The organism is Zoogloea sp. (assembly GCF_044344315.1).
GTDB lineage: Bacteria > Pseudomonadota > Gammaproteobacteria > Burkholderiales > Rhodocyclaceae > Zoogloea.
The window spans coordinates 1-9,929 of the sequence record NZ_JBIJDC010000151.1; the positions used below are offsets into that span (position 1 = coordinate 1).

At 62.5% G+C, this 9,929-nt stretch carries 7 protein-coding genes and 1 pseudogene; 6 read left to right on the forward strand and 2 right to left on the reverse strand.

The annotated features are described in order from the left end of the window. Window positions 1-274 (reverse strand): annotated as a pseudogene (locus ACIQ09_RS20825) (hypothetical protein); the annotation flags it as partial. Beyond that, on the reverse strand, window positions 271-2,067 hold the full coding sequence (locus tag ACIQ09_RS20830) for a protein kinase (RefSeq protein WP_398314124.1): 1,797 nt from the start codon (window positions 2,065-2,067) through the stop codon (window positions 271-273). The pseudogene ACIQ09_RS20825 and the gene ACIQ09_RS20830, both read right to left, overlap by 4 nt. Window positions 2,068-2,497: 430 nt before the next feature. Between ACIQ09_RS20830 and ACIQ09_RS20835 the strand changes: the two genes are divergently transcribed. The 6 genes from ACIQ09_RS20835 to ACIQ09_RS20860 all read left to right on the forward strand — a co-directional run bounded on the left by ACIQ09_RS20835 (window position 2,498) and on the right by ACIQ09_RS20860 (window position 9,793). Then, a complete protein-coding gene (locus ACIQ09_RS20835; protein WP_398314126.1) occupies window positions 2,498-4,471 on the forward strand; it encodes an AMP-dependent synthetase/ligase in 1,974 nt (657 codons plus the stop codon). A gap of 12 nt (window positions 4,472-4,483) precedes the next feature. Next, complete coding sequence (locus ACIQ09_RS20840) at window positions 4,484-5,266, forward strand: ABC transporter ATP-binding protein (protein WP_398314128.1); 783 nt, start codon at window positions 4,484-4,486, stop codon at window positions 5,264-5,266. Window positions 5,267-5,284: 18 nt separating this feature from the next. Next, window positions 5,285-6,211: a branched-chain amino acid ABC transporter permease gene (locus tag ACIQ09_RS20845; RefSeq protein ID WP_398314130.1), complete on the forward strand. Its 927-nt coding sequence runs from the start codon at window positions 5,285-5,287 to the stop codon at window positions 6,209-6,211. Window positions 6,212-6,327: 116 nt separating this feature from the next. Next, on the forward strand, window positions 6,328-7,395 hold the full coding sequence (locus tag ACIQ09_RS20850; protein WP_398314132.1) for a branched-chain amino acid ABC transporter permease: 1,068 nt from the start codon (window positions 6,328-6,330) through the stop codon (window positions 7,393-7,395). A gap of 68 nt (window positions 7,396-7,463) precedes the next feature. Further along, window positions 7,464-8,789 (forward strand): ABC transporter substrate-binding protein, encoded by a 1,326-nt coding sequence (locus tag ACIQ09_RS20855; protein ID WP_398314134.1) that lies wholly within the window; start codon window positions 7,464-7,466, stop codon window positions 8,787-8,789. Between the two features lie 203 nt (window positions 8,790-8,992). After that, window positions 8,993-9,793 (forward strand): ABC transporter ATP-binding protein, encoded by an 801-nt coding sequence (locus ACIQ09_RS20860; protein ID WP_299884800.1) that lies wholly within the window; start codon window positions 8,993-8,995, stop codon window positions 9,791-9,793. The last annotated feature ends 136 nt before the right edge of the window (window positions 9,794-9,929 follow it).

Sequence of the window (9,929 nt, forward strand, 5' to 3'; positions counted from 1 at the left end):
TCTTTTCGATGGTGCGGGTGACGGCTGTCTGTTGACCCGTACGTCCGTCCAGAAGCGGGTCAATCGCAATCGCGCGGCGTGCCAGTTTGCTCTCTACTTTGGAGAGGAGGTCAGCTTGCGTCTGCTTGAAGAGATCGTCCGTCACTTGTGCCACAGCTTGCTCAAATGGCAGCTCTTTGGTGGTGGTGGCCTGCGGTGGGGTGGCGCAGGCCACGAGCAGGGTGCAGGCGGCGATGCTGAGCTGGGTTGCCAGCCACGGGCGGAGCGATTTCATCGGCATTCTCTCTTCATTACGTTTTCATCTTCGGGAGTCAGCGTTTCACCCAGCGTGATCCGATGGAGAAGATCGGAGCATCGCGAGGACTTTCTGGGCGTCTGAGGCTTGGGTGTCTTGTCAATTTCCGGCGTAGCCTGTTTCCCATCAAGGGATGAATTGTAGGTCCGGCCAGGAGGCTTGCGCGTATCGGCAGAGGGTGGGTTGGCTATCGGCTTGCCCGGAGCGGCCTTTTCAGATGGCTTTTCTGGTGACCTTTGAGGGGGCTTTGCGGTTACCGGGGAAGGTGGCGCGTCGCTCTTTTGTGGCGCAGCCTCAGCTGGAGATTCCTTGAGGGGCACGGGCACAGGGGGCACGGGCGTAACGGCCGGTGCTACAGGTGCGGCTGGCACTACAGGTGCGGGTGTCGGTGCTGGTGCGGGTGTCGGTGCTGGTGCGGGTGTCGGTGTCGGTGCAGGTGCAGGTGCAGGTGCAGGTGCAGGTGCAGGTGCAGGTGCAGGTGCAGGCCCCGGGCGCTCCGCAGAGGGGGCCGGCTGGGGGGCGGAGGGGGCTTTCTCACCGTCTCTCGTCAGGTAGATGGCCGCGGCGGAAGCGAGCAGGGCGAGAATGACGAGTGTTGTGATGATCAGGCCGCGGGAGGGGCTGCGTCTTTCCTGAGACGGAGCCGAGATGGCGGGCGCAGGGGCCTGGGTGGGCGTGACCGCTCGGGTGGGCGGGGGTACGGAAGCGGATGGCCCGGAGTACGCCCCATGGGTTGAGGCTGCCCGGGAAACACTGTCGAGTTGTACCGTGCGCTCCGGGTCCAGGACTGTTCGCTGGCCGCCGGGCCTGGGTTCGCTCACTTGGGTTGCTGGCGCGCTGCGAGAAGGAATTCCAAGCAGGGTCCGCATGGCGGCCACGGACTGGGGCCGCTTTTCCGGGAGCACTTCGAGCGCTGCGTCAAAGGCGAGCAGGAATTGCTCGCTGTAACGCTCCACTGCCGTTGTGGCGAGCGGCTGAAGCGGATCGGAAATCATCCGCGTGACCGAGGTGGGCGGGGGCTTTCCGTGGATTGCGTAATGAACCACGGATGCGAGGGCGTACAGATCGGTCCAGGCGCCCTGGCGCATCTGAGCGACGTCGGCATACTGCTCGATGGGGGCGTAGCCTGGCTTCAGAATGACCGTCAGCGCCTGGTTCGACTCACTCAGTACGCGACGGGCCGCACCAAAATCCAGGAGTACGGGCTGGTTGTTGGCCAGGATGATGATGTTGTCCGGTGCGATGTCGCGGTGAAAGCACTGGGCTTCGTGCAGGATCTCCAGGGCATCGAGCAGGGGGCGGACTATTTCCATCAGCCAGGTTTCGTCGGGAGGTGTCTCCTGCTGCTGCAGAATCTGGCGCAAGGAAGGCCCGTCGTAAAACGGCATCGCCATGTAGGCTGTGCCGTTGCCTTCCCAGAAACGGAATACCTTGACCATCGACGGATGGTCGAAGCGGGCCAGAAGCCGGGCTTCGTTTATGAAACTGAAGAGGCCTTTCTGAAAGGCCTCAGACGTCCTGTCGGAGGTGGGGTGAATCGTCGCACCGTCCTCGGCTCGGGTGGCCAGGGAGGCGGGCATGTATTCCTTGACGGCGACGTTACGCTGGAGGATGTGGTCGTGGGCAAGGTAGACGATCCCGAACCCGCCTTCACCAATCAGATCCGTGATTTCAAATTCGCCGAGGCAGGTGCCCGGGGGTAATACGTTGTCTCGTGCCTTGGTGCCATGGGCCATCCGGCCCATCCCGCTGACAAGGGCTGTGGAAGGCATGATAGACAAGCCTCGGGTGGGCTTGGCCAAGTCACCTTTGCCGGTCAGGGGGGGGCTCATTGTCATCCATGGCGGATTATCGAAAGAGCATCGCTGCTCACGGCGCATCCCTTGGTGATGTGCTGAGTCGCATTTTGTATCAAATTCCTCGTACCGTCACGGCCCTGCAGTGAAATGGCACCGTGATTGACGAGAGCCATCCTTGATGTCTGACCCGTCTCCGGCCTCCTTCTTGAACCGATCCGGTGATTCTCTTCTCACGCGGCGCCGCGTTCACAATTCCGTACATTTGAAAAACAGTTGAGCAAACTTGGTTTGCAACACTGGGCTCCAGCAAAAAAGACAATCCGTCGCCACTTGCCGGGCCCCTTTGGGGATGGGCGGTGCAGCGGCGGGGACGAGACCGAGACAAACCGGAGGAGGATGGGGTATGTCCAATACCCGAGCGACAGCCGCAGATTCTGCGAGCCTGGATACTTTTCCGCGCCTGCTGATGCACCACGCACGGCAGCGGCCCAACCGGCCGGCGATGCGCGAGAAGGAATACGGGATCTGGCAGACCTACACCTGGGCCGAAGTGGCCGAGCGGGTGAGGTCGATTGCCAGCGGACTGGCGGAGCTGGGCTTCAAGCGTGGCGACCGTCTGGCGGTGGTGGGAGACAACCGGCCGCGCCTGTACTGGTCGGTGGCTGCAGCCCAGTGCCTGGGTGGCATCCCGGTGATGATGTACCAGGACGCCGTGGCCCAGGAGATGGCCTACGTGATGCAGGACGCGGAGATCCGCTTTGCCTGTGTCGAGGACCAGGAGCAGGTGGACAAGATGCTCGAGATCAAGGGTGACCTGCCCCTGCTCGAGCACGTGATCTACGACGACCCTCGCGGTTTGCGCCACTACAACCAGACTTTTCTGCACGGGCTGGATGAAGTGCTGGAGATGGGGCGCATCCACGACCAGAACCACCCGGACTTCCTGGGTAACGAGATCGACAAGGGCAGCCCCGAAGACGTCTCGGTGATGCTGTACACCTCGGGTACCACTGGCAAGCCCAAGGGCGTGTGCCAGAGTCACTCCGCCTTCATCGCTGCGGCACAGGGCGGCTGCAGCTTCGACAAGCTCACCGATCAGGACGACATCCTGTCCTACCTGCCGATGGCCTGGGTGGGCGACCACCTGTTCTCGTATGCCCAGGCCCTGGTGGCCGGCTTCACCATCAATTGCCCGGAATCCGGCGAGACGGTGATGGGCGACCTGCGCGAGATCGGCCCTACCTATTATTTTGCTCCGCCGCGGGTGTTCGAGAACCTGCTGACCCAGGTGATGATCCGCATGGAGGACGCCAGCAGCATCAAGCGCAGCGTCTTCCAGCACTTCATGGATGTGGCGAGGCGCTGCGGCGCGGACATCCTGGACGGCAAGCCGGTTTCGGCCGGCGACCGACTGCAGTACGCCCTGGGCAACATCCTGGTGTACGGCCCGCTCAAGAACGTGCTGGGCATGAGCCGGATCCGCGTGGCCTACACCGCGGGTGCGGCCATCGGCCCCGACCTGTTCCGCTTCTATCGTTCCATCGGCATCAACCTCAAGCAGCTCTACGGCCAGACCGAGACCTGCGCCTACGTGTGCCTGCAGCCAGACGGTCAGATCAAGCTGGATTCGGTCGGCACACCCGCGCCGAACGTGGAGGTCAAGCTGGCCGACAACGGCGAGATTCTGGTCAAGGGCCCGATGCTGCTGAAGGCCTACTACAAGCGTCCCGACGCGACCGCCGAGTCCATCAACGCCGACGGCTACTTCATGACCGGTGATGCGGGCTTCTTCGACGAGGACGGCCACCTGAAGATCATCGATCGGGCCAAGGACGTGGGCAAGCTAACCGGTGGCGGCATGTTTGCCCCCAACTACATCGAGAACAAGCTCAAGTTCTTCCAGCACATCAAGGAAGTGGTGTGCTTTGGCAATGGCAGGGATTTCGTCACGGCCTTTGTCAATATCGACCTGGAAGCCGTTGGCAACTGGGCCGAGCGCAAGGGCATGGCCTACGCCGGCTACACCGATCTGGCCTGCCAGCCCCAGGTGTATGAGTTGATCAAGGAGTGCATCGAGAAGGTGAACGCCGACCTGGCCAGCGACGCCAACATGAGCGAATCGCAGATCAAGCGTTTCCTGATCCTGCACAAGGAGCTCGATGCCGACGATGGCGAGCTGACCCGTACCCGCAAGGTGCGCCGCAACTTTGTGGCCGAACGCTATGCGGTGCTGATTGATGCGCTCTACAGCGGCAAGAAGAGCCAGTTCATCGAAACCCAGGTGAGCTACGAGGACGGCCGCAGCAACAAGATCAGCGCCGATCTGCGCATCGAAGACGCCAAGACCTTTCCGCCGATGCCGCGGAAGGCCGCCTGAGGAGACCGACCCATGGCCAGACAGATTGGCGACGTGATCGTCGACCTTCAGAACATCTCCCTGCGCTTCGGCGGGGTGAAGGCGCTGACCGACATCAGCTTCAACGTGAAGGAGCACGAGATCCGCTCCATCATCGGCCCCAACGGTGCCGGCAAGAGCTCGATGCTCAACGTGATCAACGGGGTGTATCACCCGCAGGAGGGCCAGATCTTCTTCAAGGGGGCACTGCGCCCGAAGATGGAGCCCCACGAGGCGGCGGAGCAGGGCATCGCCCGCACCTTCCAGAACATCGCCCTGTTCAAGGGCATGACCGTGCTCGACAACATCATGACCGGGCGCAACCTGAAGATGAAGTGCAACTTCCTGCAGCACGCTCTCTACTGGGGTGCGGCGCAGAAGGAAGAGATCGCGCACCGCATCAAGGTGGAAGAGGTCATCGAGTTTCTCGAGATCCAGGACATCCGCAAGACTCCGGTGGGGCGCCTGCCCTACGGTCTGCAGAAGCGGGTCGAGCTGGCCCGGGCCCTGGCCGCCGAGCCCCACATCCTGCTGCTGGATGAGCCGATGGCGGGCATGAACGTGGAAGAGAAGCAGGACATGTGTCGCTTCATCCTTGACGTGAATGACCACTACGGCACCACCATCGTGCTCATCGAGCACGACATGGGCGTGGTGATGGACATCTCCGACCGGGTCGTGGTGCTGGACTACGGCAAGAAGATCGGCGACGGCGTGCCGGAAGAAGTGAAGAACAACCCCGAGGTCATCAAGGCCTATCTGGGTACTTCACATTAAGGCGGGGAGAAAAGACAAATGCAATTCTTCATTGAGGTACTCGTCGGCGGCTTGCTGTCGGGCGTCATGTACGCCCTGGTGGCCCTCGGCTTCGTGCTGATCTACAAGGCCTCCGGCGTGTTCAACTTTGCCCAGGGAGCGATGGTGTTCTTTGCCGCGCTGACCTTCGTCGGCTTTCAGGAGGTGCTGCCCGGCTGGCTCGGCCTGGAGGCGGACAGCAGTGTGGTGTTCTGGCTGGCCTTCCTGCTGGCCTTCATCGCCATGATCGTGCTGGGCATCGCTACCGAGCGCATTGTGTTGCGGCCGCTGGTCAATCAGCCCCACATCACCCTGTTCATGGCCACCATCGGCCTGACCTACGTGGTCGAAGGCATCGCCCAGATGACCTGGGGCGCCAACGTGCGCGGCCTGGATCTGGGCATCGTCGACGAGCCCATCGCCTGGTTGATGGACAACTACGAGATCGGCGTCTCCAAGTTCGACCTGTTCGCAGCCGGTGTGGCGGCGTCCCTGGTGGCCCTCCTGGCCCTGTTGTTCCAATACACCAAGGTGGGCCGGGCGCTGCGTGCGGTGGCCGACGACCACCAGGCGGCCCTGTCCATCGGCATTCCGCTGCAGACCATCTGGCGTGTGGTGTGGGCTGTGGCGGGTTTCGTGGCTCTGGTGGCCGGCATGATCTGGGGCGCCCGCAACGGCGTGCAGTTCGCCCTTACCTTCACGGCCCTGAAGGCCTTGCCGGTGCTCATCCTGGGGGGCTTCTCCTCGGTGCCCGGCGCCATCGTCGGCGGCCTGATCATCGGGGCCTCCGAGAAGCTGGCCGAGGTGTATGTCGGTCCCTTTGTCGGTGGCGGCATCGAGGGTTGGTTCCCCTACATGCTGGCCCTGGCCTTCTTGCTGGTGCGGCCGGAAGGGCTGTTCGGCGAGAAGCACATCGACCGCGTGTAATAGCGTGTAGGGGCGGCTTCAGCCGCCCGCGGACGGGGATCGACGGTATGCCGTTGATTCAACGCGTGGAGGGCGAATGAATTCGCCCCTACAGGAAGAGACAAGGAGCAACAACAATGCTTTACCGTGAAGCCGGCCAGTTCAAGGCCACTTACGCCGAAGATTCCCAGATCTTCCCGATCCGCCAGGACAAGATCGGGTTCTGGATGTTGATGCTGGTGTTCGGCGTGGCCGTGCCCCTGCTGTCCAACGAGTACTGGCTGAAGGCCATCCTGATCCCGGTGCTGATCTTCTCCCTGGCTGCCATCGGCCTGAACATCCTCACCGGCTACGCCGGCCAGCTGTCCCTCGGGTCGGCAGCCTTCATGGCTGTGGGGGCCTTTGCGGCCTACAACTTCATCCTGCGCATCGAGGGCATGCCCTTCCTGGTGGCACTGGTGCTGGCCGGTCTGACGGCGGCGCTCGTCGGCATCATGTTTGGGTTGCCGAGCCTGCGCATCAAGGGCTTCTACCTGGCGGTGGCCACCCTGGCGGCCCAGTTCTTCATCGTGTGGGCGCTGGTCAAGTTTCCGTGGTTCTCCAACAACTCGTCCTCCGGTGTGGTGACCGCCCAGGATGTGACCATCCTCGGCTACACCTTTGTCACGCCGGAATCCAAGTACGTCCTCACCTTCCTGATTGTTGCCTTCATGGCGTTGCTGGCCAAGAACATGGTGCGCTCCTCCACCGGCCGGGCCTGGATGGCGGTGCGGGACATGGACGTGGCTGCCCAGGTGATCGGCTTCCGGCTGATGCGCACCAAGCTGCTGGCCTTTGCGGTGAGCTCCTTCTACTGCGGCGTGGCTGGTGCCCTGTATGCCTACACCTATATCGGCACCGTCGAACCCGAGGGCTTCAACCTGGATCTGTCCTTCAAGATCCTGTTCATGATCATCATCGGCGGGGTGGGTTCCATCATGGGCTCCTTCCTGGGGGCGGCCTTCATCGTGCTGCTGCCGATCTTCCTGGACAACGTGGTGCCGGCGATCTTCGGTGATTCTCTGGGCGCGGGCTTTGTGTCCAACTTCCAGCTCATCGTCTTTGGCGGCCTGATCATCTTCTTCCTGATCGTCGAGCCCCACGGCCTGGCCCGACTGTGGCAGATCGCGAAAGAGAAGTTGCGTCTCTGGCCCTTCCCGCACTAACCGAAAGCGTCCGGGCGACCTCCGCCCACCGCGAGCAGCACCCACACCATAAAAGAGGAGACAAACACATGAAACTGAAGAAAACCGTTCTGCTGGGCGCCGTCATCGCCGGCCTTCTGGGTTCCTCCGTGGCCAGCGCCAACGAGGAGCAGTTCATCGGTCTGCCGAGCTATCGCGTCGGCCCCTACGCGGCAGGTGGCTCCGGGCTGTTCGGCGGCTGGATCGACTACATGCAGCTCATCAATGAGCGCGACGGCGGCGTCAATGGCGTCAAGCTGACCTGGGAAGAGTGCGAGACCGAATACAACAACGCCCGTGGCGTCGAGTGCTACGAGCGCATGAAGAAGAAGGGCAGCACCGGCAACTCCGTGTTCCAGCCCGTCTCCACCGGCATCACCTACTCGGTGCTCGAGAAGGTCGCCCAGGACAAGATCCCGATGGTCACCATCGGCTATGGCCGGACTGATGCGGCCGATGGCCGGGTCTTCCCGTGGGTCTTCCCGATGATCACCACCTACTGGTCCCAGGCTTCCGCCATCGTGAACTTCATGGGCCAGAAGGAAGGCGGCATGGACAAGCTGAAGGGCAAGAAGATCGGCCTGCTCTACCATGACTCCGCCTACGGCAAGGAGTCCCACGCCATCATGGACAAGCTGGCCGCCAAGCACGGCTTTGAAGTGATCAAGATCGCCGTGGCCCACCCGGGCAACGAGCAGCAGTCCCAGTGGCTGCAGATCCGTCAGGCCAAGCCCGACTACGTGGTGCTGTGGGGCTGGGGCGTGATGAACCCGACCGCCATCAAGGCTGCAGCCAAGACCGGCTTCCCGCGTGAAAAGCTGATCGGCGTGTGGTGGTCCGGCGCCGAGGAAGACACCATCCCGGCCGGTACGGCAGCCAAGGGCTTCATCGCCGCCGGCTTCAACGTGGCCGGTGCCAACTACCCGGTCGTGGCCGACATCAAGAAGCACGTGTACGGCAAGAACAAGGGCAACATGGAAGACAAGACCCGCGTCGGCTCGGTGTATTACAACCGCGGCGTGGTGCACGGCATCATCACCGTCGAGGCGATCCGCAAGGCCCAGGAAAAGTACGGCAAGGGCAAGGCCCTGACCGGCGAGCAGGTGCGCTGGGGCTTCGAGAACCTCAACCTGGATGACGCCCGCCTGAAGGCCCTGGGTGCCACCGGCTTCATGCCTGCCCTGAAGATCACCTGTGCCGACCACGAAGGCCCGGGCAAGGTGAAGTTCCAGCAGTGGGACGGCAATCAGTGGAAGGTGATCACCGACTGGGTCGACTCCGACCGGCCGCTGGTGCGCGGCATGATCGAAGAATCGGCCGCCGCCTACGCCAAGGAAAAGGGCATCAAGCCCCGCGACTGCTCCAAAGAAAGCTGATCGGGGCGGCGATAAACCTACTGCGCGGACCGATCTTGCGACTCCGGTGCTCGCTGTACTCCAGTACAGCTCCGCTCCTCCCCGCAAGCTCGATCCGCCCCTACGGTTTCTCGCCACCCCTTTGGCGATGGGTGATGTCCGATTCGCAAACAACAAGATCGAGGGTGACGTGAGTCGCCCGTAAAAAGGGGATGGCCGCTGCCATGTCTTACCTCAGCATCAACAACATCGAGGTCATCTACGACCACGTCATCCTTGTGCTCAAGGGTGTCTCCCTGCAGGTGCCCCAGGGCAAGATCGTCGCGCTGCTGGGTGCCAATGGCGCCGGCAAGAGCACCACGCTCAAGTCGATCTCCAACCTGCTGCGCGCCGAGCGCGGTGACGTGACCAAGGGCAGCGTCGAGTTCAAGGGCGAGCGCATTGACCAGAAGACGCCGGCCGAGCTGGTGAAGAAGGGGGTCATCCAGGTGATGGAAGGCCGACACTGCTTCGGCCACCTGTCCATCGAGGAGAACCTCCTCACCGGCGCCTACACCCGCAGCCAGTCCCGGGCCGAGCTCAAGGACAGCCTGGACAAGGTTTACAACTACTTCCCCCGGCTCAAAACGCGCCGAACCTCCCAGGCCGGCTACACCTCCGGCGGCGAGCAACAGATGTGCGCCATCGGTCGGGCCCTGATGGCCAAGCCCGAGATGATCCTGCTCGATGAGCCCTCCATGGGCCTCGCCCCGCAGATCGTCGAGGAGATCTTCGAGATCGTGAAGGATCTCAACAGCAAGGAGAACGTGAGCTTCCTGCTGGCTGAGCAGAACACCATGGTGGCCCTGCGCTATGCGGATTTTGGTTACATCCTCGAGAACGGCCGGGTGGTGATGGAAGGCGAGGCCGCCGACCTGCGCACCAACGAGGATGTGAAGGAGTTCTACCTGGGGCTTTCGTCCGAGGGGCGGAAGAGTTTCCGGGAGGTTAAGCATTACCGGCGGCGGAAGCGCTGGTTGTCTTGAGGGATCTTAGTGGGGGGCGTGCTGGGAGGCTTTCCTTTGTTTGAGCTTGGATTGGCCGGGGACTCGCCCCCGGCGGGCGACCGTCTTTCTTGCTTCGCCAAGAAAGAAGGCAAAGAAGGCGACCCGGCTTCACCGG